The organism is Rhizobium sp. KDH_Rht_773_N, from assembly GCF_052946295.1.
The window spans coordinates 3572419-3597558 of sequence record NZ_CM129525.1 but is presented as its reverse complement, the minus strand read 5'-3'; the positions used below and the strand labels follow the sequence as shown (position 1 = coordinate 3597558).

The following is a 25140-nucleotide window of genomic DNA, read 5'->3' as shown; positions in this document are numbered from 1 at the left end:
GCTATTCCAACGGGGCCTTCAACACATCGGCGGCAGGTCGAATAGGGGGCCGTCGCCGGACGGACGGCCTGCAGGGATCACATTGCCGCGGCGGGCGGTTGCTGCAGCCTGCGCTGCGCCTCTTCCACCTCGATCGCCAGCCCTTCCAGAAGCTCGTCCCACATGTCGAGCGCCCTCAAGCCTTCGCGCGTGCGAAACAGGTAATCGGCGGAGCTGCCGATGCTGCCGGCGGCCGTGGCAAGCCGGTGGACGGTCGCCTCCCTGGAAAGCCCGCCGGCATAGGTCGCGGCCTGCGGGTTCATGGTAAAGGCAATGCCGCTTCCGAAACGGGCGCCGTCTTCGTCGAGCAGGTCGACCCAGCGCGGAATATAGGCCTCGGCCACCATCTCCCGCCGCCACAGCAGTTCCAGTTCGTGCAGGAGATCGTCTTCCTCCAGCCGCAGCGCCACGCCGTCGCAGCTGCCGCCGGCATCGAGCCCGAGCACGAGGCCCGGATTGTCGGGCGAGCCGCGCCCGGAGACGGTGGCAAGACAGAAGGACCGCCGCCAGCCCTCGATACGGGCCTTGCGGCTTTCGACGCTGAGAATGATCGGGTTCCAGATCAGCGAGCCATAGGCGAAGATCCACACGTCGCCCTGCGGCCGCTCGGCAAGGATCGACGCGAGCGAAGCCTGCCGCTCCTCGTCGCTCAACAGCCGCAGCGTCGGCGCCTCCCCGGCCAGCAGGTCTGCAAAACTGCCGCTCAGCAGCAGTTCGCGCGACAGGATTTCCTCGCCGCAGCAGGCGATCATATCCGAGCTTTTCTTGTTGACGGTCATGACACTCCAATTCCCGGCCCAATTCCCGGCCACAGACATCAGCAATGGCCTATCCCGCCGCATAATCCATGCCGCGCGCGGCGGATAAAGCCGGTTGTCGCGGACACACTGTCTCTGCTGCCGCAACAATCGGCCGGCGGCGGCCCTGCCGTACCCTGCATGAAGCCGCCCCCTTTCCCTTCCCGAAAGCAGCACCACATCGCTCTGAATACAACCATGAGGCGGGGAGCCCGACATGATCGAAATCGGCCGTCTGCTCGGTTCGGGCAAGGAAGCGGAAGTCTTCGAACACGGCACGCTGGCGCTGAAGCTCTACAGGCCCGGCCGCCCGAAGGCCCCGGCCTTCCGCGAGGCCGCCAATCTGGCAATCGTCGAGCAGCTGTCCCTGCCGGCGCCGCGGGTTCATGTCGTCGGCGATTATCACGGCCGCTGGGGCCTGCTGATGGATCGCGTCACCGGCACCAGCCTTGCCGACGAGATGCTGCCGGAGCCGCCGCTCTCGGCCATCAGGGAGATGGCGGCCCTCCACCTGCGCCTGCACCGCGAGGCCGGCACCGGCCTTCCCGCGCTGAAACCGCGGCTGGCCGCCAATATCGAGCGCGCCGAACCGCTCGCACCCGACCTGCGCGACCGGCTGCTTCTGGCGCTCGCCGCCCTGCCCGATGGCGACAATGTCTGCCACGGCGATTTTCATCCCTGGAATATTCTGGGTGCCGGCGGCGACGCCATGATCGTCGACTGGCTGGACGCCGCCAGCGGCAATCCCGCCGCCGATGTCTGCCGCAGCTATCTCCTGATGCGCCGGGCGCTGCCGGCCATCGCCGAGGCCTATGTCGTCACCTATGCGAAGGCGGCCGAGCTGGCCGCGGACGAGATCTTCACCTGGCTGCCGGTGATCGCCGCCGCCCGTCTGGCCGAGAACGTGCCGGAGGAAAACGAGGATCTGCTGCACCTTGCGGCGCTGGCGCCGACCGGCGGATAGGCCGGCTGCCGTTCACGGCGGAAGGTGGCGGTTGCGGGCGCCGTCAGGCGGCGCAAGCCTCGCAGGTGCCGCGGATTTCGATCGTCGTCTTCGCCGGCTTGAATTTCTGGCTGCGCACCCAGCCCATCAGCCGGTGATCCACCTCATGGTCGTGGAACTCGATCACCTGCCCGCAGCTTTCGCAGATCGCGAAGGCGACAATGCCGTGGCTGTGGCAATTTTCGCCGGGATGGGCGCAGGCGACGAAGGAATTGATGCTTTCCAGCCGATGCACGACGCCATATTCGAGCAGCTTTTCCAGCGCCCGGTAGACCTGCAGCGGCGCGCGAAAGCCCTGGTCGCGCAGCTTGTCGAGGATCGTATAGGCGCTGAGCGGCCCCTCGGCCTTTTCGAGCACGTCGAAGACGAGCGCCTGGTTGCGGGTCATTTGCGGTGCGTTCATGAGCCTTGTCCTTGCAGGTCCCTGCGCCCGCGCCAGGCGGGAAGCAGGCTCAGAATGAAGAGAATGAGGGCGGCCACCACGATCGACGGGCCGGAGGGCGTGTCGTAGGTCAAAGAGCCGAACAGCCCGCCGACGACGGCAACCGCGCCGATCAGCGAGGCAAGCACGGCCATCAGCTCCGGCGTCGAGGAAAAGCGCCGGGCGGTCGCCGCCGGAATGATGAGCAGCGAGGTGATCAGCATGATGCCGACGATCTTCATGGCAATGGCGATGACGACGGCCATCAGCAGCATGAAGAACAGCCGCGCCCGCTCCGGCCGCAGCCCCTCGGCCTCGGCCAGTTCCGGATTGACGGTGGCCGCCAGAAGCGGCCGCCACAGCCAGGCGATCGCCGCCAGAACGAGAATGCCGCCGCCCCAGATCAGCGCGATATCGCTGGTCGAAACCGCCAGGATATCGCCGAACAGGAAGGCGATGAGATCGATGCGCACCCAGGTCATGAAGGCGACCATGACGAGGCCGATCGCCAGCGTGGCATGCGAGAGAATGCCGAGCAGCGCATCGGCCGAAAGCGCCTGGCGCTTCTGCAGGAAGAGAAGCAGGATCGAGACGACGGCGGCGACGGCGAAGACGGCCAGCGTCAGGTTGAATTCGAAGAGCAGCGACAGCGCCACGCCGAGCAGCGCCGAATGGGCGATCGTATCGCCGAAATAGGCCATGCGCCGCCAGATGATGAAGCAGCCGAGCGGCCCCGTCGTCAGCGCCAGCCCGACGCCGGCAAGGATCGCGCGCACGAAGAAATCGTCAAGCATGACGGTTCTCCCCGTTCTCGGTCCCGCTCCGGGAATGCGCATGCGCCTGGGCTTGCGCATCTGCGTGGCCGGGGTGACGGTCCGCCTCGGCATGGGCATGGGCATGGGCCTCGGCATGGCCGTGCGGATGGGCATGGCCGTGATCGTGGTGATGGTGGTGCCCGTCTTGCGGGTAGCAATGATCCGTCACCGATCCGTCTTCGTGCAGCACGCGCCCGTCGGGCAGATGCGTATGGTCGTGATGGTGGCTGTAGACGGCCAGCGTCTGCGCCGCCCGGCTGCCGAAGAGGCGCACATATTCCGGGCTGCGGCTTACCGCCTGCGGCGTGCCGCGGCAGCAGACATGGCCGTTGAGGCAGATCACCGTATCCGTTTCCGCCATGACGACGTGCAGGTCGTGCGAAATCAGCAGGATGCCGCAGCCGGTCGTGTTGCGGATCGATTTGATGAGGTCGTAAAGCGCGATCTCGCCGGCGAAATCCACCCCCTGCACCGGCTCGTCGAGCACGAGAAGATCGGGCTTGCGGGCAATGGCGCGCGCCATCAGCGCCCGCTGGAATTCGCCGCCCGAAAGGTGCTGCACCTGCGCATCCAGCATATGCGCCATGCCGGCGGCCTCAACGGCGGCCATGATTTCGGCCTCGGGCAGCGGCCCGGTCAGCGTCATCAGCCGGCGCACGGAAAGCGGCAGCGTCCAGTCGACCGCAAGCTTCTGCGGCACATAGGCGACCTTGAGGCCGGCAATGCGGCTCACCCTGCCCTCGTCGGGCTTCAACACGCCGATCGCGGCCTTGGCGCTCGTCGATTTGCCCGAGCCGTTCGGGCCGATCAGGGTGACGATCTCGCCGCGCGACACGGAAAAATCCACACCGCGCACCAGCCAGCGGCCGCCGCGGCGAATGCCGACATTCTCGAGCGAAACCAGCGGTTCTGCCCTGATACCGGCGGGGTCGTTTGCGGGAGAGAGCATCAAATTTTCCGAAACTGCTGTTGCGTCCTGCTATTGCACACGTTATAGCATAACGCAATTGATGTAATAACATAACAACTGCAATTCAAGCGGAGCATGCTGATGAAACTGGCGATGGGCCTTACCCTCGCAATCCCGGCTTTTCTTTTCGCCGGGTCCCTCCAGGCCGCCGATGCGCCTGTCGTCGTCACCTCCATCAAGCCGGTCCATTCGCTGGTTTCGGCCATCATGCAGGGCGTCGGCAAGCCGGAACTGATCGTCGACGGCGCCGCCTCGCCGCATACCTACAACCTGAAACCGTCCAACGCCCGCGCGCTCGAGGAGGCCAAGGTCGTCTTCTGGGTCGGCCCCGGCCTCGAAGCCTTCCTCGAAAAACCGCTGGAATCGCTCGGCTCCGACGCCATCGTCGCAAGGCTCGACAATGCGCCGGGCCTGGTGAAACTGCCCTTCCGCGAAGGCGGCGCCTTCGAGGCGCATGACGACGGCGACGAGCACGACCACGGCCACGCCGCCGACGACCACGGCCATGACGACCATGACGACCATGACGACCATCACGGTTTCGACACCCATCTCTGGCTGGACCCGATGAATGCCAAGGCCATGGCCGCCGAGATCACCACCACGCTGGTCGCCGCCGATCCCGCCAACGCGCTGACCTACGAGGCCAATGCCAAGGCGCTGGACGAAAAGCTGGATGCGCTCGACGAGGAAATCGCCGCAACCGTGTCACCGGTCAAGGACAAGCCCTTCATCGTCTTCCACGATGCCTATCAATATTTCGAGCACCGCTACCATATCCGCGTTGCCGGCTCGATCACCGTCAGCCCGGAAACCATTCCGGGTGCCGAGCGCGTCTCCGAGATCCACCGCAAGGTCGGCGATCTCGGCGCCACCTGCGTCTTTGCCGAGCCGCAGTTCGAACCGCGCCTCGTCGATGTCGTCATCGAGGGCACGAAGGCGAAGTCGGGCGTGCTCGACCCGGAAGCCGCCACCCTGCCCGCCGGCCCCGATCTCTATTTCACCCTCATGCGCGGCATCGCAGGCAGCATGCGCAATTGCCTCGCCAGCGCGTGAGCCCGAGCGGTCTTTGCCCGGCAACGGGCGCCACGCGATCACCAGAGGGAGCGCCCCATGCGCTCCCCCGGACTTGCAGCCCGCCCGCGCGCGCTGCGGCGAAAGAAGGCGGCGACACCCCCGTTCTGCCTTTTTTTGCCAATACGAATGTTACGTTATAACATAATAGGATGATACCATGGACAACAGGCTTCCCGTCACCGTGCTCTCCGGCTTCCTCGGCGCCGGCAAGACGACATTGCTCAACCATGTCCTTTCCAATCGCGAGGGCATGCGCGTCGCCGTCATCGTCAACGATATGAGCGAGGTGAATATCGATGCCGCCCTGGTGCGCGATGGCGGCGCCAATCTCTCGCGCACGGAAGAGCAGCTGGTGGAAATGACCAACGGCTGCATCTGCTGCACGCTGCGCGACGACCTTCTGAAAGAGGTGCGCCAGCTCGCCGAACAGGGCCGCTTCGATTACCTCCTGATCGAATCGACCGGCATTGCCGAGCCCCTGCCCGTCGCCACCACCTTCGAATTCCGCGACGAGAACGGCGCCAGCCTGTCCGATGTCGCCCGCCTCGATACGATGGTGACGGTCGTCGATGCCGCCAACCTGCTCGCCGATTACGCCTCTTCCGATTTCCTTGCCGACCGCGGCGAAACGGCCGGCGACGGCGACGGCAGGACGATCGTCGACCTGCTCGTCGAGCAGATCGAATTTGCCGATATCGTCGTGCTGAACAAGATCGGCACGGCGAGCCAAGACGAGCGCGACGCGGCGAGAAAGATCATCGCCGGCCTCAACCCGGATGCGCGCATCATCGAGACCGATTTCGGCAAGGTGGCGCTGAAAGACGTGCTCGGCACCGGCCGCTTCGATATCGACAAGGCCGAGACCCACCCGCTCTGGTACAAGGAACTGCACGGCTTCAGGAACCATGTGCCGGAAACCGAGGAATACGGCATCCGCTCCTTCGTCTACCGCGAAAGGCGCCCCTTCCATCCGGCAAGGCTGCAGGCCTTCCTCGACAGGAGCTGGCCCGGCGTGGTGCGCGCCAAGGGCTTCTTCTGGCTCGCCACCCGCCCGCATCATGTCGGCGAGATCAGCCAGGCCGGCGCCATCGTGCGCACCGGCAGGATGGGCCTCTGGTGGGCGGCCGTCCCGCGCGAGCAATGGCCGGACGAGCCCGCCTTCCTCAGCGCCATCGGCCCCTATCTCGACCCCGTCTGGGGCGACCGCCGCCAGGAAATAGTCTTCATCGGCGCCGACCCGATGGACGAAGCCTGGATCCGCGCCGAACTCGACGCCTGCCTTGTGGAAAGCGCGGCCTTCACGCCGGAACGCTGGCGCAACCTGCCCGATCCGTTCGTCAGCTGGAGCCGGCGGGCGGCATGAAGGCGACCGCGATCAGACCCTACCGTTGCCTCTGCATCGAATGCGAGCCGCTGCCGCCGATCGAGGGGCTGCATCCGCTGACCTATTCGGATGAGGGGCAGAACGAGGCGCGCAGATCGAAAGGCGTGCTCGGCACTATTGCCGAACTGGTCATGCCCTCCCGGCGACGGGATTAGCGCCTTGATGCCGGCGTGCCGCGCGCCGGCCCCCTCCGTCCGGCGGCCGCACGGCTGCGGCGGTGATTTTTTACGCAGAGCCACCTGCTGATCTTTTTTTCATCACCGGGAATTCAATAAATGGGCAGGCAAGCGCTTCGGCCCGCCCCCTGCCCGCCCTTGATCGCCCTCGATCGCCCGGAAGGCCAAGGCCCGGCCGGAATGCGGCGACTGGCACGCCGCTTGCAGCCGTTTCACCACAGACCATCAGGTGAACCATGCTGCCAGTCCTGACCGACCTTCTGCTTGCCGCCACACTCGCCCTCAGCCTGCGGCGCTTCATCCTGCCCTATCTGGCGCAGGATGACGTCATGCGGGCGTCCGCGCCGGTGACGATGGTGGCAAGCGCTGTGTTTCTGGGCGCGCTGGCGCTGACCTGCTCGGACAAGACGTTCTGGAGCGCGACGCTCACGCTGACCGGCGGCGCGCTCATGGCCTTTCTCGTCGACGACAGGTGGCCGAGGCTCGCCGTTGCGGCCGCCGTTGCCTGCCTGCTTGCCTATCTCGGCATGCGCTGATTGCTGTTGGCCGCGACCTCGGCCCGCCTTTCGCCCCTCGGCAAAGCCCGCGCGACCGCGCTCAAGAGATCCGTCTGCGAGATCAGCCCGACGATGCGGCCCTCCTCGTCGACGATGATGACGGCATGGGTGCGCCCGTCGGTCAGCTCCGGCAGCAGGCCCATCGCCACATCGCCGGCGCGCGCCACCGTGGCCGGCGAAACCAGCCGCTCCAGCGAGCCCGAGGCCAGCGCAAGCTCGCGCAGGCCGACCGTGCCGATCAGCCTTCCCGCCTCGTCGCGCGCCGGCAGGGTGCGGATATTGTGGTTGAGCAGCAGCCAGCGCGCCTGCTCCACCGTCGCGTCGGCATCGATGGCGATCACGTCGCGCGACATGATATCGGCGCAGCGGATTTCCGCATTGGCGCGCGCCACCGCCTCGAATTCCACCTGCCGCAGCAGCCGCGCCAGATCGGCGCGGTCGATATCGAAGGTCTCGTTGAACCGGGCGAGCGCCGCGTCGATATCCTCTTCCTGGAAACCGGCGCGTTCGACCGGCGGCCGGTCGGCCGTCAGGTGCGTGTTGACGGGTGCCGCCGCCACATGCGGGTAATTGTGCCGCGACAGCTTGTGAAAGACGAGGCCGAGCGCCACCAGCAGGCAGGAATTCAGCGCCACCGGCACGAAGGGAAAGAGCATGCCCCAGCTGGCGACGACGGGGCCGCCGAGCACCGCCGTCAGCGCCGCCGCCCCGCCCGGCGGGTGCAGGCAGCGGGTAAAGGACATGGCGGCGATCGCCAGCGACACGCCGACCCCGGTCGCCACGATCGGATCGCGGATCACGCTGGCCGCCGCCACGCCCATGATCGCCGAGATCGTATTGCCGCCGATGATCGACCAGGGCTGCGCGAGCGGGCTTGCCGGCACCGCAAAGAGCAGCACGGCAGAGGCCCCCATCGGCGCCACGATCAGTGGCAGGTGCGAGCCCTCGCCGAACAGCGCGCCGCAGAGCAGGCCCGTCAGCGCGATGGACACGAGCGCGCCGAGACAGGCCAGCAGCCGGTCGCGCAGCGTCGCGCCGGCGAGAATGGGATGGAACAGCCGCGAGAGGGAAGACCGGCGGGGCGTCTCGTCGGGATCTGATATGCGCATGAAAAACTCTTTGGCGAAGGCTGGGGCTTGGGGGCGAGCTGGAAGGGGATGCTATTGCAGCATGGCGGGCGGCGCGTCCGGCGGCAGCATGATGCGCTCGAAGGCCTGCAGCGGATCGGACCGCCGCTCGCGCCGTGAAATCAGCAGCGTGTCGACAGGGCCGAGCCGGTGCACCGTGACCTCGGCCTTCCAGGGCAGCATGTCGAGCACCGAACGCGGCATGACGCCGACGGCATTGCCGGCCACGACCTGCGCCAGGATCGCGTGATAGGAACTCATCTCCACCGTCGGCAGGTCGGTGCGGCCGCGCATCCACCGCTCGGCAAGCTGCCGGTAGGTGCAGCCGGGTTCCAGCGCGGCAAGGGCCGGAAGGCGGATATCCTGCGGGGCGGCGACCGAGGCATGGTGCGGCGGCAGCACCAGCAGCAGGTCTTCCTCATAGACGCGGGCCTGACGCAGATCGCCGGCATCGACCCCGGCGGCCGACAGCCAGCCGGGCTCGCCCTGCGGCGTGGCGATCAACGCGCAATCGAGCTCGCCGGAAAGCACCGCCCTCGCCAGCTCCCGCGTGGCGCCGAGCGTCAGCTTCAGGGCAATATCCGGGTTCTGGTCGTTGAAACGGGCAAGCACCGGCGGAAGACGGCTGGCGGCCGTGCTTTCCATCGTGCCGAGACGCAAGCTCGGCTGCGGGCGGGCGCTCTTCAGCGCCAGCTGCGCCTCGTCGGCAAGCGCCGTCAGCCGCCGGGCATAGGAGAGAAAGACCTGCCCCTCCGCCGTCAGCGTCATGCGTTTGCCGTCGCGGCTGAAGAGCGCGGCATCCATCTGCGCTTCCAGCGCCTGGACGCGGGTGGTCACGTTGGACGGCGCCCGCAAGAGCCGGCTGGCCGCGCGCGTGACGCTGCCCTCTTCGGCAACGGCAAGGAAAATTTCCAGGGAAGACAGATCCACATCGATCTCGCTTGATGAACGAACTTGTCTATTATTCCAATTCGGAGAATGATCGCAATCGCCCCGGCTGCCAAAATCGTCGCCTGAACAAGAAACTTCTTCCGATCGGACCGCCCCATGCAGAAAGACGAACCAGACGACTATGCCTCACCGGCATGCCTGATGCACGAGGTCGATCCCGCCTATATGGGGCTGGACGAGCCGTGGGAGGCCGTGCGGGAATGGCGCGGGCGCGAGCGCAAACGGCTGGTCGAGGCGCGCAAGGCGATCGGCGCGGCCGAGCGCGAGCGCAGGACGGCGCTGATCGCGTCGCATCTGGGCCAGCTTCTTGGTCCTCTCGTCGCGGGAAAATGCGTCAGCGCCTATTGGCCCTTTCAGGGCGAGCCGGACCTGCGCGGCTGGCTGGCGGATATTGCCGCCGAGGGCGCCACCTGCCTGCTGCCGGTCGTGGCGCAAAAGGCAGGCCCGCTCGAATTCCGGACCTGGACGCCGGGGGCTGCGCTGACGCGCGGCGTGCTCGGCATTCTCATCCCCGCCGGCGGCCGGCAGCGGCAGCCCGATATCGTCATCGCCCCCGTCATCGGCTACGACCGCGGCTGCTACCGCCTCGGCGTCGGCGGCGGTTATTTCGACCGCACGCTGGCGGCCCTCTCCCCCAGGCCGCTTGCAATCGGCATCGGATTTGCGCAGCAGCAGATCCGCACGATCAAGCCGCAGCCGCACGATATCCCGATGGATGCCGTCGTCACCGAGAACGGCGTGATCCGCCGCCCCGGCGGCCCCCTCGCCTGACGGCAGAAGCAAAACAAAAGGGCGACCGAAGCCGCCCCTTCCTGGCCGATCGCGCAAAATCAGCGATTGGCGGCGATGATGCTGGAAATCACGCCGGTGGCGATGCCGACGAGAAGATAGTCGTTATCGGCCTTCACCCAGTGATAGCCGCGCGGCGGCGGTGCCAGGCGGTAGCGGCGGTAGTCGCGCACCTCGGCGTAGCGATGACGCTCGGCAGCCGACATGCGGTAGCCTCTGGACCAGTGCGGACGCACGACGACCTTCTTCTGGACGACGACCTTCTTCTCGACCACGACAGGCGGACGGCGATGATCAGCCGCGCTCGCTTCGGATGCGACGATCGGCGAGAGCAGGAAAGAGGCGGAAAGAAGAGCTGCAAAAATCTTTTTCATGGGGGCTTCCTCGTGTTGAACACGCCCCGAAACTACGTCTTCGAAAATGAACGAATTCTGAAAATAAAATTAAAGATTTGTAATGGAATCGGACACTTATGCGCAATTCCTAATATTCTAATTTCAGCATAACGGACGATGGCAAGATCATGCCGCCAGGCGATCACGTCTGCGTAATCGGGCGGGCACGCCCCCTTCTCCCCGCCGGGGAGAAGGAGAAATCACCGCGAAACCATCGCCATGTTTATCACGTCCATATAGGTCCCATCCACGCAGAACGCGTCGCGGCTCACCCCTTCGTGCACGAACCCCACCCGCTCGTAGAGCCGGGTCGCCCGCACATTGTCGGCATGCACGCCGAGTTCGATGCGGATCATGCCCGCCGCGCGCGCCTGCGTTATCGCCGCCTCGATCAGCCGCCGCCCGATCCCCTGCCCGCGATAGGCCGGAACGAGGCCCATGCCGAGCGAGGCGCAATGGGCCTGCGAGGGAAAGAAGTGCCGGCGGATATCGCACCAGCCGACCACTTCGCCGCCGTCGAGAGCCACCAGATGCACATTGCCCTTGGCCATCGAGGACAGCGCGAACCCGCGCGTATCCTCGATCGGCGGCGCTTCGAGCAGCGTCAGATATTTCCGCTCGCGCGCCACCGTATCGAGAGCCCGGTGAAAGCCCTCGACATGCTCTTCGGTCATGCGCTCGATCCGAATATTTCCGGCCATGCCAGCCCTCACAGTTCCTCGTAGCTGAACCAGTCGAAATCGGCCGTCTTTGCCCGTCCCGACGTATCGAAGGCGAAGATGCCGGCAAAGGCGCCGGTAAACGAGCCATGCTCGCCGCGCCCGCCCTCGTCCGAGACGACGCCGGCATCGAGAACCGGGCCGATCGGCTGCCAGGCGCCCTTGCCTTCCGTCTGCCAGAAGAATTGCAGGTCGTTGTCGCGGATTTCCATGGAAAGCTGCACGCGGCCCCCTGCAGGGATCGCCACGCCCGGTCCGGCCGGGAAGGTCATGCGCCCGTTCGGATAGTCGCCGTCGCAGGAAAAGATCGTGACGCAGCGGCCAAGCTTCTCATGCAGCGTGACGACCACGGCATGGAACTTGTGGCGGTTGTAATAATGCGTCAGGCCCGCCACCTGCTGATAGGTATCCGGATCGAACTCCACCACCGTCTCGGCGCGGAAACTGTGATGCTCCTGCCGGCGGGCGACAAGCGCCTGCTCGAACCAGGAGCCGATGCTTTCGCGGCCGATCAGGCGCAGATGGCCGGGGCGGTCGGTCAGGTTGAAGATGCGCTCCGGCTGCGGCGTGCGCAGCCACTGGAAATCGGCGGGCAGCGTGCCGCCGTCGAAGGCATATTCGCTGCGAACAGGCTTTTCGGCGCGTGTCGCGCCACCAAGACCCGGTACCTCGACTTCGGGTACGGTCGTGCCGTTTTCGAGATAGAGCCAGCCATCCTCGCGCCAGACGCATTTCTGCAGCGCGGTCTCGCGCCCCAGCGTGCAGCGCCGCTTCGGCGGCAGCGGCCGGCCGCAGAGATGGGTGTGATAGACCTGCCCGTCGGGCGTCTCCACATATTGCCCGTGCCCTGCCCGCTGCAGCACCGCTTCCGGATGATCCTTGGAGGTAATCAGGTGCCGGTTCGGATGCAGCTCGTAAGGGCCCTCGATCGTGCGCGAGCGCGCCATCGTCACCGCATGGTCGTAGCCCGTGCCGCCCTCGGCCGTCGTCAGATAGTACCAGCCGTTCTTCTTGAAGAGATGCGGACCTTCCACGAGGCCGAGCGGGCTGCCGGCAAAGATGTTCCGGATCGGCCCCTTCAGCGCCTTGGCCTGCGGGTCCCATTCCTGCAGCAGGATGCCGTCGAAGGCGGGCGATTTCGGCGAACCGCCATAGCTCTCCGTGCGGTGGTTCCATTGCATGTTGATGAACCATTTGCGCCCGTCCTCGTCATGGAAGAGCGACGGGTCGAAGCCGGAGGAATTGACATAGACGGGCTCGGACCATTCGCCCTCGATGGTGGGCGAAGTGACGATGTAATTATGCGCATCCTTGAAATTGCCGTCGAAACGCTTGACGTCCGTATAGACGAGCCAGAACTGCCCGTCCGCATAGGAAAGGCACGGCGCCCAGATGCCGCAGCTGTCGGGATTGCCGCGCATGTCGAGCTGCGAGGCGCGCTCCAGCGGCCGGCGCACCAGCTTCCAGTTCACCAGATCGCGCGAATGGTGGATCTGCACGCCCGGATACCATTCGAACGTGGAGGTCGCGATATAATAATCGTCGCCGACGCGGCAGATGGACGGATCGGGATTGAAACCGGGCAGAATGGGATTGCGGATCATTGGCGGCTCCTCCAAAGGATAAACTGCGGTACGTACGTCAGATGATGGCGAGGACCTATCCTCCTCTCCTCATCTCTGTGCTTGTCACAGAGATCCAGCCAGCCCAAGTCCTTGGGCTGAAAGGACTCTTCTCGCCGCGCCGACGCGCGGCGGCTGGATTCCTGTGACATCCCTCGTGCTGGCACGAGGCGACAGGAATGAGGGAGTCTGGGGCAACTCGCTGCCACAAACTCCTCATCGAAACTGCCTTCTGGCCTAGCCTATTCCAGCTCGGCCGACTTGGCCCAGAGATTGATATCCGCCTCCTTGGCATAGACATCGATCTCCTTCAGCTCCTCGGCCGAAAAGTCGAGATTGTCGAGCGCGGCAACGCAATCGACGATCTGCGAGGAACGGCTGGCGCCGATCAGCGCCGAGGTCACGCGGCCGCCGCGCAGCACCCAGGCGATTGCCATCTGCGCCAGCGTCTGGCCGCGCTTTTCGGCGATCTCGTTGAGCTTCTTGATGTTCTCGATGATGGCGGGGCGGATGAAGTCCTTCTTGAGGAAATGGTTCTGCGCCGCGCGGCTGTCGGAAGGAATGCCGCCGAGATATTTCGTCGTCAGCATGCCCTGGGCGAGCGGCGAGAAGACGATCGAGCCCATGCCGACCTCGTCGAGCGTATCGAGCAGCTTGTCGTCCTCGACCCAGCGGTTGAGCATGGAATAGCTCGGCTGGTGGATGAGGCAGGGCGTGCCGAGATCCTTCAGGATCGCGGCCGCCTCGCGGGTGCGCTGCGAATTATAGGAGGAAATGCCGACATAGAGCGCGCGGCCGGAGCGCACGATATAGTCGAGCGCGCCGCAGGTCTCTTCCAGCGGCGTATCCGGGTCGAAACGGTGCGAATAGAAAATATCGACATAGTCGAGGCCCATGCGCTGAAGGCTCTGGTCGCAGGAGGCGACGAGATATTTGCGGCTGCCCCATTCGCCATAGGGGCCCGGCCACATGCCGTAGCCGGCCTTGGAGGAGATAATCAGCTCGTCGCGCAGGCCGGCAAAATCGGTGCGCAGGATTTCGCCGAAGGCCGTTTCGGCGCTGCCGGGAGGCGGGCCGTAATTGTTGGCGAGATCGAAATGGGTGATGCCGAGATCGAAGGCCGTGCGGCACATGTCGACCTTGCGGTCATGCGGGGTGTCGCCGCCGAAATTGTGCCACAGGCCCAGCGAAACGGCCGGCAGCTTCAGGCCGGATCGGCCCGTGCGGTTATATTTCATCTTCGAATAACGGTCTTCGGCCGGTTGCCAGCTCATCTGAGGTCTCCTCAACCTGTAAAAGTGCTTCCCTTTCGTATCCCGCAGCGGTGCGGGCGAAAGCTGAAAACGTCGCGCCTCATGCGGGAGGCCGGGCGCGACGGCACTATTGGATCAAGCACGCCGATACGGCAAGCGCGTGGCGGGTGTTCTCGACAACTTCACATGCTGACATTGCCCGAAGGCACGCCACACCCGCCGATGCCGTCATGCTCGGGCTTGTCCCGAGCCTCTGCTGCGCTCCCGGCAGATCCTCGGCACAAGGCCGAGCAAGACGGAAGCGCAGGAGCAAGCGCGCCGCACGACAAGCGCGCGGCGCCCCCTCGCCTTACTTCAACAGCGCCTGCGCCTCTTCGATGCCGAGCGCCGCCGGCTGCGTGCAGGTGGTCGTCAGCTCGATGAACCGGCCTTCCGCACCCGACTTCAGGATCGAGGTCATGATGTCGACGCCGTGCAGCGTGCGGTCGAGCGAGCAGCGTGCGTCGCGGCCCTCGATCAGCGCCATCGCCATGTCGGCAAGGCCGGCCGTGCGGTAATTGGCGCGCGGGCCGTTCGGGCTGTCCTGGTTGAACTTGCCGAACGGATGCTCCCAGGCTTCCAGCGCCTTGATGTCTTTGTTGCGGCCGCTCGCCTCGACGACGCCGCCGAAGAAGTTCGGGTCCGGCACGTAGAGCGAGCCGTCCGTGCCGTAGAGCTCCATATTGGCATGGCGGTGCGACCACACATCCCAGCTCGCCGTCAGCGTCACGGTCGCGCCCGAGACGAATTCGAGCAGCGCCTGGATCGTCGTCGGCGTCTTGACCGGGATGACCTCGCCGTTGCGCGGCTGGCTGGTGATGGTGCGGGTTTCCGACGCCATCGAGGTCAGGCCGGCGACGCGCTTGACCGGCCCGATCAGGTTGATCAGGTTGGCGATGTAATACGGCCCCATGTCGAGGATCGGGCCGCCGCCCGGCAGGAAGAAGAAGTCCGGGTTCGGGTGCCACATTTCCATGCCCGGACCCATGACGTAGCAGGCGCCCGAGGTGATGCGGCCGATGCCGCCGTCATCGACGAACTTGCGGGCGAGCTGGTGCGCGCCGCCGAGGAACGTATCGGGCGCGCAGCCGACGGCGAGGCCCTTTTCCTTGGCGATGCGGCGAAGCTCTTCGCCCTGCTCCAGCGAGAGCACCAGCGGCTTTTCCGAATAGACATGCTTGCCGGCTTCGAGTGCCGCCTTGGACACCGGATAATGTGCGTCCGGGATCGTCAGGTTGACGACGACGTCGATCTCGTCATTGGCGAGAAGCTCGTCGATCGTCTGTGCCTTCACGCCATATTCTTCGGCGCGCTGCTTTGCCGCCTGCATGTTGATATCGGCGCAGGCGAGCACCTTCAGCCCCTTGAAGAGCGGGGCCAGCGAGAAATAGGTGGTGGAGATATTGCCGCATCCGATGATGCCGACGCCAAGTTCCCTGGTCATGGTCTGCCTCAGTAGCTCTTGAAGGAAGCAATCGAGCGCGTGATGTTGCGGTCGATATCGTTCGGGTTGTCGTGCTCGACGACGAAATGCCTGGCCTTGGTCTTGGCCTTGACGACCGGCAGCAGCTTCGCCCAGCCGATCGTGCCGTGGCCGACATCGGCCCAGCCGCCTTCATCGGTTGCTTCGCCGGCCGGCGCGATATCCTTGACGTGGACGGCGCTGATGCGGTTTCCAAGCTTCTCGACCCAGGCATAGGGGTCGGCGCCGCCGCGAACGACCCAGGCAATATCGGCTTCCCAGGAAATATCGGGCGCGCCTTCGAAAATGCGCTCGATCGGCAGCGAGCCGTCCGAAAGCTTTACGAATTCGAAGTCGTGGTTGTGCCAGCCGAACTCATAGCCCGCATCCTTGTAGGGCTTGCTCATCTCATGCAGGCGCTTGCCGAAAGCCAGCCAGCCGGCGGCATCCTTCGGGCGCTGGTCGGGCATCAGGTGCGGCGCATAGATCGAATCCATGCCGAGGATCTTGGCGATCCTGAGCGACTTCTCCACCTCGCCGTCGAGGAAGTCCGGGCTGAAATGGCCGGTCGCCATCACCAGCCCGTTCTTGTCGAGATCGGCGCGCAGGCTCTTCAGGCCCGCCTCGTCGAGTTCCGCATAGATGCCGCCGAAACCTTCGACTTCGCCGTAGCCGGCCTTGCCGAGCTTTTCGAAAATCGCCGAAAGCGGCGGGAAATTGCGGGCGCTATAGAGCTGATAGCTGAGCTTGGTCATGTCATCCTCCTCGGGCCGCGTGCCCGTTCTCACGTAAGATCAATCTGCCGACTGGCAGGAATGCAGGTCGTAGAAGCGGAATTCCGGCAGCTTGCCCTTTTCGAGCGGTTTGGCCGGGGTAAAGGTGATGCGTCGGCTTTCGCCGGCCGCAAGGTCGAAGGCGTTGTCGGAATATTTGCCGTCCGTGTCCGTCTCGATCATCACGAAGAGCGCCAGTCCCCTGGCGGTGACGTTGATGTCGACCGAGCCGTTCGCCTCGACATATTCGTGCGTCACGGTCAGGCCGGCAGGCTCCAGTTCCAGCGCCTTGTAGGTGCCGTGGACATAATGCCCCTCGCCGCCCATGCCGTTCGACGCCGTGAAATGCCAGGCAAGCAGCGTGCCGGCGGGGATCTCGGACATGTCGAGCGTTGCGGCGGTGCAGGCCGCATCCGGCCCGCACATGGCCTGCACGTTCTTCAGGTGCCGGCGCTCGCCCTTCATGGTCAGGATCGAGATCGAAAGATCGACGCTGACATCGGCAAGCGTATCGTTGACCAGCGAGAAGCGGATCGACTTGCCGTCCTCGGACGGAATGGCGGCGACCGCCACCGGCTGGAAGAAGCGCTTGACCAGATAGTGCATCGCCTTCCAGCGGCCGCCGTAATCGAGGCTCGACCAGGAGGCGACCGGCCAGGTGTCGTTGAGCTGCCAGTAGATCGTGCCCATGCAATGGGGTTTGAGCGATCGCCAGTATTCCACCGCCGTCTTGATCGCCAGGCCCTGCTGGATCTGCGAGAGATAGACGAAGTTCGGGAAATCCTTGGGGAAGCGGAAATAGCGGAACATCGTGCCGGCAATACGCTCGTTGCCGCCGGCATTCTTCTGGTGCAGCTCCATGACGGGCGAAGCGACGTTCATGTCCTTGGCGTCGGCATAGGTCTTGATGACCGGCAGCGACGTATAGGACTGGAAGCCGAATTCCGAGCAGAAGCGCGGCCTGACCGAGCGGTAATTGTCGAACGACTTGTTCTCGTGCCAGACCGACCAGTAATGCATGTCGCCGGAACCGTCGGCATGCCAGGCATCGCCGAAATCGAGATAGCCGGAAGCCGGGCTCGACGGCCACCAGGTAGCACCCGGCATCGCTCTCTTCACCGCCTGCTCGATCGTGCGGTTGAGACGGTCGTAGGACACGATATAGCGGTCGCGATCCTTGCGGGATTCCTCGAACCAGTTGAGTGCGCCGACGAGTTCGTTATCGCCGCACCAGAGCGCGATCGAGGCATGCGAGGAAAGCCGGCGAACCTGGTAATCCACCTCGGCCGCGACATTGTCGAGGAAGTCGTCGGTCGAGGGATAGAGGTTGCAGGCAAACATGAAGTCCTGCCAGACCATGAGGCCGAGCCGGTCGCAGATATCGTAGAACCAGTCGTGCTCGTAAAAACCGCCGCCCCAGACGCGGATCATGTTCATATTGGCGGCCTTGGCCGAGGCCAGCAGGTCCTCGGTCTTCTCCGGCGAGGAGAGCGAGAAGAGCGCATCGGCCGGAATCCAGTTGGCGCCGCGGCAGAAGATTTCCCGCCCGTTGACCTTGAAGGCGAAGCGGCTGCCGGCTTCGTCGGGCGTGGTCAACAGCTCGATCGTGCGCAGGCCGATCTGCTTCGTCACGCTCTCGGCGCCAAGCCCGACGGTGAGCGCATAGAGCGCCTGCTCGCCGCTGCCGGACGGCCACCACAGGCGCGGATTGCCGATCTCGAAGACGTGGTTGACGTTGGTTTCGCCGGCATTGACGCCGACATCGAGCCGCACCCGCTCGCCGTCGAGATCGAAATGCAGCTGGGCGATGCCGGGGTCCTTGGCAAAGAGCGTCGCCGTGACCTGCAGCTCCACCGAGCCGTCGGCATTATGCGTCTGGCGCGTCAGCACATGCTCGATGCGCGCCGTCTCCAGTTTCTTCAGCGCGATCGTGCCGTAAAGGCCAAGCGGCGCAATGGCGATATTCCAGTCCCAGCCGAAATGGCACTGCGGCTTACGCAGCATGTTGCCGTCGGGGATCGGCGAGTTGCCGGGATGGTAGGGAATGTAGAAGGGCTGCTTCTTCTGCCGCGCGGCACCTTCGGCAATGCTCGAATGCAGCACGATGCGGATTTTGTTTTCGCCCGCCTTCAGCAGGTTCGACACATCCGGCCGGTAGCGGCGGAACGCATTGTCGGCCGAGAGCGCCAGACGGTCGTTCACATGGATTTCGGCAATCGTATCGAGATAGTCGATATCGAGATACCAGTCCCCCTCCGCCTCCGGCAGATTGAAACTGCGCTCGATCACCCAGTCACGATGCGCCACCCACTGCACCACTTCCTCATTGCGCCCGAAATAGGGATCGGGAATGAGATTGGCCCTGGCGAGCGCCGTGTGCACGTCGCCCGGAAGCGTGATCGCGCTCCTGATTTCACCGTCGCTTGAAGAAAGTTGCCAGGAGCCGGACAGGTCGATGCTGGAAATAGTCGATTGGTGGGTCACGATATCGCTTCCGATCTACAATTCTGGAAAGGACGTCGCCTCCCCTCCCTCATTCCTGTGCCTGTCACAGGAATCCAGCCACCGCGCGTCCGCGCGGTGAATGACTCAGCCCCAAAAGGAAACAAGTCGCCCGTGCCCAAGGACTTGGGCACACTGGATTCCTGTGACAGGCACAGGAATGAGGGAATACGGAGCATCCGTCGAATTCCTAAGCAATGGCATAGCACTGAGCGGGCGGCACCGTCTCTGGACCCGCCCGCCGAATATTCTAGAGACGCACTTCGCTTTCGGCATCGAAGACCGAGGCAAGCGCCATGTCGAAGCTGAGCTTCACCTTGCTGCCGACATTGAAGCGGCGCGCGCCGTTGATGCGTACCGACATCGTGTGACCGGCATGTTTCAGCCAGAGCAGATTGTCGGCGCCCATCGGCTCTTCGATATCGACGGTCGCATCATGCTCTTCGCCGCCGGTATTCTCGTTGACCTTGATATGTTCGGGGCGAACGCCGAGCACCACCTTGCGGCCGGGCTGCAGCTTCTCGTAGCCGTCATAGGCGGCAAGCGAGAAATTGACGCCGTTGGCGCTGAAGGCGAGCCCGTCGCCCGCCTTGACCAGTTCGCCGTGCAGGAAGTTCATCGACGGCGAGCCGATGAAGCCGGCAACGAAGAGATTGCGCGGCTTGTTGTAGATCGTCGTCGGATCGTCGAGCTGCTGGATAATGCCGCTCTTCATGATGGCGATACGGTCGGCAAGCGTCAGCGCCTCGATCTGGTCGTGCGTGACGTAGATCATCGTATTCTTCAGCGACTGGTGCAGGCGCTTGATTTCCACGCGCAGCTCCGAACGCAGCTTGGCATCGAGGTTGGACAGCGGCTCGTCGAAGAGGAAGACGTCGACATCGCGCACCAGCGCGCGGCCGATCGCCACGCGCTGGCGCTGGCCGCCGGAAAGCTCGGCCGGCTTGCGCTTGAGCAGCGGCTGGATCTGCAGGATCTCGGCCGCGCGCGCCACGCGCTTGTCGATCTCGGCCTGCGGCACCTTGGCGACGCGAAGGCCGAAGGAGAGGTTCTTTTCGACCGTCATCTGCGGATAAAGCGCATAGGACTGGAACACCATGCCGATGCCGCGGTCCTTCGGCTCTTCCCAGGTGACGTTCTTGCCCTTGATGAAGATCTGCCCTTCCGAGGCGTCGAGCAGTCCGGCGATGCAGTTCAGCAGGGTCGACTTGCCGCAGCCCGAAGAGCCGAGCAGCACCAGGAATTCGCCGTCGTTGATATCGAGGTTCAGATCCTTGAGCACGCTGACCGCGCCGAAGTTCAGCGACAGGTCCTTGATGGAAACACTTGCATTCATGTTCATGGGATCAACCCTTCACTGCGCCGGCGGCGATGCCACGGACGAAAAGCCGCCCCGACACGAAATAGACGACGAGCGGCACAAGTCCTGTCAGGATCGTTGCCGCCATGTTGACGTTGTATTCCTTCACGCCCTGGACGGAATTGACGATGTTGTTGAGCTGCACGGTCATCGGATAGGTATCCGGCCGGGTGAAGACCACGCCGAACAGGAAGTCGTTCCAGATGCCCGTCACCTGCAGGATCATCGCTACGACGAAGATCGGCAGCGACATCGGCAGCATGATCTGCAGGAAGATGTGCCAGAAGCCCGCTCCGTCGACACGCGCCGCCTTGAACAGTTCCTCCGGCAGCGACACGAAGTAGTTGCGGAAGAGCAGCGTCAGGATCGGCATGCCGAAGATCGAATGCACGATGACGAGGCCCGTCAGCGACCCGTAGATGCCGATTTCGCGCAGGATGATGACGATCGGATAGATCATCACCTGATAGGGAATGAAGGCGCCGATGATGAGGATGGAAAAGAAGAATTCCGATCCCTTGAAACGCCAGTTCGCCAGCGCATAGCCGTTGACCGATGCGATCGCGATGGAGACGACGACCGAAGGAACGGTGATGCGCACGGAATTCCAGAACCCGCGCGAAAGACCGTCGCAGTTAAGCCCGGTGCAGGCCGTTGCCCAGGCCTTGACCCAGGGCTCGAAGGTGATTTCCATCGGCGGCGCGAAGATGTTGCCGAGCCGGATTTCCGGCATCCCTTTCAGCGAGGTGACGACCATCACGTAAAGCGGGACCATGTAATAGACGGCGGCCACGAAAAGCGTGCCGTAGACGATGATGTTGCGCGCCGATACGACCGGCCGCGGCTTTGGCCCTGCCGGACCGGAAACCGCCTTCTTCTCGAAGGGGATGCCGCCGCCGTCGACGGCCTTGAGAGCGATCTTGTCAGCCACGTTTGCGCCCTCCGCCAAATTCAAGATATGCCCAGGGAATGATGATGATCGCCACGGTGATCAGCATCATGGTCGACGCTGCGAAACCCTGGCCGAGATTCTGTGCCTGGAACATGTAGTCGTAGACGTATTTCGCCGGCACTTCCGACGAGATGCCCGGACCGCCGCTGGTCTGGGCGACGACGAGGTCGTAGACCTTGACGATGCCGCTGGCGATGATGACGAGTGTGGTGATGAAGACCGGCCGCATCATCGGGATGACGACGAAGAGATAGGTGCGCCACATCGGAATGCCGTCGACGCGGGCCGCCTTCCAGATATCCTCGTCGATGCCGCGAAGCCCCGCCAGCATCAGGCACATCACGAGGCCGGTGCCCTGCCAGAGGGCGGCGATCAGAACCCCGTAGATGACGATTTCAGGCGTATAGAGCGGATCGAAGGTGAAGCTCGTCCATCCGAGCGACCGCACCACCGCCTGAACGCCGAATTCCGGGTTGAGGATCCACTGCCACACGAGGCCGGTGACGATGAAGGACAGCGCGAACGGATAGAGGAAGATCGTGCGGAACGTGTTCTCGAAACGGATCTTCTGATCCATGAGAGCCGCCAGCAGGAAACCGATGACCAGGCTGAAGATCAGCGACAAGACGCCGTAGATCGCCAGGTTCTCGATGGACACGACCCAGCGCGGGGCGGACCAGAGACGCTGATATTGCTCGAAGCCGACAAAGGTCAGGCGCGGCAGCAGCTTGGAATTGGTGAAGGAATAAACCACCGTCCAGATCGTGCCACCGAGAAAGATGACCATGGCGGTGAGGATCATGGGAATGGAAGCAATCTTCGAATTCAGATTGCGAAACAATTTAAACGGTCGGCCCGCTCTCGCTTGACCTGTCATTGAGTTTCCTCCTGAAGCACAGTCGCTTCGGTGATCGGGGCGCCGTCCGAAGAGGCCCGCCCTTCCCGTCCCTGCCACGTCGGCCATGCGGTCTTGGGCGACCGCAGCCGGTGTGACGCGCCGTCGCCGGCTGGATCGGAGATCCGTCGGCGCGGTCCGGCCCTGCGGCAAGCGGGGCCGGACCTGTTAGGCTTGAGGACCGAGGATCAGTCGGCAGCGGCGATGATGTCGGCGAAGCGCTTCTGGGCTGCGTCGGGCGTCATCGTCTCATTGGCGAAGAACTCGGCGAAGAGGTCTTCGATCTGCTTTGTCGTATCCGGTGAAGCGAGCTGATCGGAGCTGGTGACGATATTGCCCTTGGCGAGGATATCGAGACCTTTCTTCATGCAGTCGTTGGCGGCGGCGAGGTCGACGTCGCCGCGGACCGGCAGCGAGCCCTTCTTCAGGTTGAAGGCAACCTGGGTCTTCGGGTCGAGAAGTGTCGCGGCAAGCACGTCCTGAGCCTTGGCCTTTTCCGCATCCTTCTGGAGCGGGAAGTAGAAGGCGTCACCGCTGGTCGAGATGATCTCGTTCACGCCGAGGCCAGGAAGGCAGGTATAGTCCTTGCCGGCAACCTGCTTGGCGACCTGGAATTCGCCCTGCGCCCAGTCACCCATGATCTGGCCGCCAGCCTTGCCGGTGATGACGAGGTTGGTGGCCTGGTTCCAGTCCTGCACGTTGCTGCCCTTGGACATGCGGCGCGCATCGTCGGCAGCCTTGAACACCTTGGCGATTTCCGGTCCGGCCGCAACCTTGGCGTCCTTGTCCTTGAAGACCTTCAGGTAGTTGTCCTTGCCGCCGATGGCGATCATCAGAACGTTGAAGGCGCCGCTGGCCTGCCAGCCCTGACCGCCGACAGCAAGAGGAACGATCCCGGCCTTTTCCAGAGCCGGAGCGGCGGCGACGAATTCATCCCAGTTCTTCGGAACGGCGACGCCGGCCTTCGCGAAGGCCGCGTTCGACAGCCACAGCCACTGCCAGGAGTGGATGTTGACGGGCGCGCAATAGATCTTGCCGTCGATCGTGCAGGAATCGAGCAGGGTCGACGGACGGATGATGTCCTTCCACTTGCCTGCGGTCGCCACGTCGGTCAGGTCCTTCATGAGGCCGGCCTGGACAAGTTCCTCGGCCTGACGGCCGTGGTTGAACTGGGTCGCACCCATCGGGTCGCCGCCGGTGATGCGGCTGATCATGATCGGACGCGCGGTGCTGCCGGAGCCGGCGATTGCGCCGTCAACCCAGTGATTGCCGGTAGCGTCGAATGCCTTTGCGAGCTCGGCCACGGCGGCGGCCTCACCGCCCGAAGTCCACCAGTGGGTGACTTCGAGATCGGTCGCGTTGGCGGCGCCGAACGGGATGGCCACGGAAGCGGCAAGCACGGCCGCCATCATACGGATTTTCATGAGTTCTCCTCCCTCACTGAAACGTTGCCGGAAAAACTTAGAGCAATCGATTTATCCGCGCAACCGCCCGCTCGCAAAATTTTCTGTGAAAGACGTCAATACAGCCTGTGGCTGCAATCATCCGCCCCATCCCGGCTCCATGAGAAAAGCGTAAGCAAGCGATCTCGCAAGTGCAGTATCCGAACAAGCTAATGATTTTATTGATTAATTTCTGAATAATCTGACAATTTCCCCTACTGTGGATTTCGCGGACGCAAAAAATCGCGGGACAGGCAGGCGATTCAACCAGAGAGGACTGCTCTGCAACGCTGATCAGAAAAAAGGCTCGACATTTCTACTGTATCGTTACAGATTGTTTCGCTCAGGGAGGAGAGCTTTTTCCACGCCGGCATGCTTACAGCGTGGAAAAAAGCCTCTATAAGGCGAAACAAATCGCGCGAGGCGGGCCTAGAGGGATGGAAAACAACGGAAATTTCGGCGGAGCTGCATCCGGTTCCGTTCAGCGCGAACGCCCGACATTGAAGACGATCGCCTTCATGACGGGTCTCGGCGTGACGACCGTGTCGCGGGCGCTGAAGGACGCACCGGACATTGGCGCGGAAACGAAGGAGCGGGTGCGCATGGTTGCCCGCCAGCTCGGCTACCAGCCGAACAGGGCCGGCGTGCGTCTGAGAACCGGCAAGACCAACGTCATCGCCCTCGTCCTCAGCATCGACGAGGAGATCATGGGCTTTTCCAGCCAGATGGTCTTCGGCATTTCCGAAGTGCTGACCGGCACGCCCTACCATATCGTCGTCACCCCGCATTCGCACAGCAAGGACCCCATGCTGCCGGTGCGCTATATCCTCGACACGGGTTCGGCCGACGGCGTCATCATTTCCCGCGTCGAGCCCGACGATCCGCGCGTGCGCCTGCTCGTCGAAAGCGGCATGCCCTTCACCACCCACGGCCGCACCGATGGCGGGCTCGTGCATCCCTATCACGATTTCGACAACGAGGCTTACGCCCATCAGGCCGTGCAGAAGCTCGTCAGCCGCGGCCGCAAGCGCATCGCGCTGCTGCAGCCGCCGAGCAAGCTCACCTACTATACCCATACCCGCATCGGCTTTCAGACCGGCCTGCACGATTACGGCGCCGAAGAGGTGCCGCTGCGCGTCAATATCGACGCCCCGCTTGCCGAGATCCGCGACGCGGTGGAGCAGATGATGCGCTCGCCCGCCGCCCCCGACGGCATCGTCTCCTCGGCCGGCAGCGCCACCATCGCCGTCAATGCCGGCATCGAAGCCGCCGGCAAGCGCCTCGGCCACGACGTCGACCTCGTCTCCAAACAATCCGCCCCGATCCTCAACTGGATCCGCCCGGAAATCATCGCCGCCTACGAAGACGTCCGCCACGCCGGCCGCGAAATGGCCAAACAGGTGATCGCCCGCATCGATGGCGTGGATGCCGAGCTGCTGCAGTCCATCAGCAAGCCGGAATGGCCTGCGGGGATGTAGGACTGAGGGCAGCCAGCACAACGCCTACGGCACCGCCCCACCTCGCCCCAAGTGCACGTTGCCTGAGGCACTGAGGCCCATCCTAATCTCCCTCGTTCCCTCCTCGTGCCAGCACGAGGGATGTCACAGGAACCCAGTCTGC

At 64.0% G+C, this 25140-nt stretch carries 24 protein-coding genes; 7 read left to right on the top strand and 17 right to left on the bottom strand.

Features of this window, described 5'->3' with window-relative positions:
• Window positions 1-77: 77 nt before the first annotated feature.
• Entirely contained in the window at window positions 78-818 is a 741-nt protein-coding gene (locus tag ACU8HS_RS17735; protein WP_447014800.1) for a gamma-glutamylcyclotransferase, read from the bottom strand.
• Between the two features lie 235 nt (window positions 819-1053).
• Between ACU8HS_RS17735 and ACU8HS_RS17730 the strand changes: the two genes are divergently transcribed.
• Entirely contained in the window at window positions 1054-1800 is a 747-nt protein-coding gene (locus tag ACU8HS_RS17730; protein ID WP_112569769.1) for an aminoglycoside phosphotransferase family protein, read from the top strand.
• 43 nt (window positions 1801-1843) lie between these two features.
• Here the strand turns inward: ACU8HS_RS17730 and ACU8HS_RS17725 are convergent, their stop codons facing one another.
• From ACU8HS_RS17725 to ACU8HS_RS17715, 3 genes are read right to left on the bottom strand one after another with little or no spacing between them, the layout of a single operon-like run.
• On the bottom strand, window positions 1844-2242 hold the full coding sequence (locus ACU8HS_RS17725) for a Fur family transcriptional regulator (RefSeq protein ID WP_112569767.1): 399 nt from the start codon (window positions 2240-2242) through the stop codon (window positions 1844-1846).
• A complete protein-coding gene (znuB, locus tag ACU8HS_RS17720; protein ID WP_447014799.1) occupies window positions 2239-3054 on the bottom strand; it encodes a zinc ABC transporter permease subunit ZnuB in 816 nt (271 codons plus the stop codon). The genes ACU8HS_RS17725 and znuB overlap by 4 nt, the downstream gene beginning before the upstream one ends.
• A complete protein-coding gene (locus tag ACU8HS_RS17715) occupies window positions 3047-4024 on the bottom strand; it encodes an ATP-binding cassette domain-containing protein (RefSeq protein WP_447014798.1) in 978 nt (325 codons plus the stop codon). Before ACU8HS_RS17715 ends, znuB begins: the two co-directional genes overlap by 8 nt.
• Before the next feature lie 102 nt (window positions 4025-4126).
• Here ACU8HS_RS17715 and ACU8HS_RS17710 point away from each other — a divergent pair, with 102 nt between their 5' ends.
• The 4 genes from ACU8HS_RS17710 (at window position 4127) to ACU8HS_RS17695 (ending at window position 7218) form a co-directional block, all read left to right on the top strand.
• A complete protein-coding gene (locus ACU8HS_RS17710) occupies window positions 4127-5101 on the top strand; it encodes a zinc ABC transporter substrate-binding protein (RefSeq protein ID WP_447014797.1) in 975 nt (324 codons plus the stop codon).
• Between the two features lie 178 nt (window positions 5102-5279).
• Window positions 5280-6485, top strand: coding sequence for a zinc metallochaperone GTPase ZigA (zigA, locus tag ACU8HS_RS17705; protein ID WP_447014796.1), 1206 nt, complete (start codon window positions 5280-5282; stop codon window positions 6483-6485).
• Entirely contained in the window at window positions 6482-6661 is a 180-nt protein-coding gene (locus ACU8HS_RS17700) for a hypothetical protein (RefSeq protein ID WP_112569759.1), read from the top strand. The genes zigA and ACU8HS_RS17700 overlap by 4 nt, the downstream gene beginning before the upstream one ends.
• 257 nt (window positions 6662-6918) lie before the next feature.
• A complete protein-coding gene (locus ACU8HS_RS17695) occupies window positions 6919-7218 on the top strand; it encodes a hypothetical protein (protein WP_112755039.1) in 300 nt (99 codons plus the stop codon).
• Here ACU8HS_RS17695 and ACU8HS_RS17690 read toward each other — a convergent pair.
• A complete protein-coding gene (locus ACU8HS_RS17690; RefSeq protein ID WP_447014795.1) occupies window positions 7200-8348 on the bottom strand; it encodes an HPP family protein in 1149 nt (382 codons plus the stop codon). The two genes, ACU8HS_RS17695 and ACU8HS_RS17690, sit on opposite strands and share 19 nt — an antisense overlap.
• Before the next feature lie 51 nt (window positions 8349-8399).
• A complete protein-coding gene (locus ACU8HS_RS17685) occupies window positions 8400-9296 on the bottom strand; it encodes a LysR family transcriptional regulator (protein ID WP_447014794.1) in 897 nt (298 codons plus the stop codon).
• A gap of 117 nt (window positions 9297-9413) precedes the next feature.
• Between ACU8HS_RS17685 and ACU8HS_RS17680 the strand changes: the two genes are divergently transcribed.
• On the top strand, window positions 9414-10088 hold the full coding sequence (locus tag ACU8HS_RS17680) for a 5-formyltetrahydrofolate cyclo-ligase (protein WP_447014793.1): 675 nt from the start codon (window positions 9414-9416) through the stop codon (window positions 10086-10088).
• Window positions 10089-10147: 59 nt separating this feature from the next.
• Here ACU8HS_RS17680 and ACU8HS_RS17675 read toward each other — a convergent pair whose 3' ends face one another.
• From ACU8HS_RS17675 to ACU8HS_RS17625, 11 genes are all read right to left on the bottom strand, one after another.
• Window positions 10148-10480, bottom strand: coding sequence for an RcnB family protein (locus ACU8HS_RS17675; RefSeq protein ID WP_112569750.1), 333 nt, complete (start codon window positions 10478-10480; stop codon window positions 10148-10150).
• Window positions 10481-10701: 221 nt separating this feature from the next.
• On the bottom strand, window positions 10702-11202 hold the full coding sequence (locus ACU8HS_RS17670; protein WP_112569748.1) for a GNAT family N-acetyltransferase: 501 nt from the start codon (window positions 11200-11202) through the stop codon (window positions 10702-10704).
• Between the two features lie 8 nt (window positions 11203-11210).
• Entirely contained in the window at window positions 11211-12824 is a 1614-nt protein-coding gene (locus tag ACU8HS_RS17665) for a glycoside hydrolase family 43 protein (RefSeq protein ID WP_112753407.1), read from the bottom strand.
• 260 nt (window positions 12825-13084) lie between these two features.
• A complete protein-coding gene (gene mgrA, locus ACU8HS_RS17660) occupies window positions 13085-14116 on the bottom strand; it encodes an L-glyceraldehyde 3-phosphate reductase (RefSeq protein ID WP_447014792.1) in 1032 nt (343 codons plus the stop codon).
• Window positions 14117-14444: 328 nt separating this feature from the next.
• Window positions 14445-15578, bottom strand: a complete 1134-nt coding sequence (locus ACU8HS_RS17655) for a Gfo/Idh/MocA family protein (RefSeq protein WP_112569740.1) — start codon at window positions 15576-15578, stop codon at window positions 14445-14447.
• 8 nt (window positions 15579-15586) lie between these two features.
• Window positions 15587-16351, bottom strand: coding sequence for a sugar phosphate isomerase/epimerase family protein (locus tag ACU8HS_RS17650; RefSeq protein WP_113414494.1), 765 nt, complete (start codon window positions 16349-16351; stop codon window positions 15587-15589).
• A gap of 39 nt (window positions 16352-16390) precedes the next feature.
• Entirely contained in the window at window positions 16391-18853 is a 2463-nt protein-coding gene (locus tag ACU8HS_RS17645) for a beta-mannosidase (protein ID WP_447014791.1), read from the bottom strand.
• Window positions 18854-19121: 268 nt separating this feature from the next.
• Window positions 19122-20213 (bottom strand): ABC transporter ATP-binding protein, encoded by a 1092-nt coding sequence (locus tag ACU8HS_RS17640; RefSeq protein WP_447014790.1) that lies wholly within the window; start codon window positions 20211-20213, stop codon window positions 19122-19124.
• 4 nt (window positions 20214-20217) lie between these two features.
• The gene (locus ACU8HS_RS17635) at window positions 20218-21150 is read right to left on the bottom strand and encodes a carbohydrate ABC transporter permease (protein ID WP_112703335.1); all 933 of its coding nucleotides are present in this window, start codon (window positions 21148-21150) and stop codon (window positions 20218-20220) included.
• 4 nt (window positions 21151-21154) lie between these two features.
• On the bottom strand, window positions 21155-22060 hold the full coding sequence (locus tag ACU8HS_RS17630; RefSeq protein WP_112753405.1) for a carbohydrate ABC transporter permease: 906 nt from the start codon (window positions 22058-22060) through the stop codon (window positions 21155-21157).
• A gap of 206 nt (window positions 22061-22266) precedes the next feature.
• The gene (locus ACU8HS_RS17625) at window positions 22267-23502 is read right to left on the bottom strand and encodes an ABC transporter substrate-binding protein (protein WP_112753404.1); all 1236 of its coding nucleotides are present in this window, start codon (window positions 23500-23502) and stop codon (window positions 22267-22269) included.
• Between the two features lie 455 nt (window positions 23503-23957).
• Between ACU8HS_RS17625 and ACU8HS_RS17620 the strand changes: the two genes are divergently transcribed.
• Window positions 23958-24998 (top strand): LacI family transcriptional regulator, encoded by a 1041-nt coding sequence (locus tag ACU8HS_RS17620; RefSeq protein ID WP_447014789.1) that lies wholly within the window; start codon window positions 23958-23960, stop codon window positions 24996-24998.
• Window positions 24999-25140: the final 142 nt, after the last annotated feature.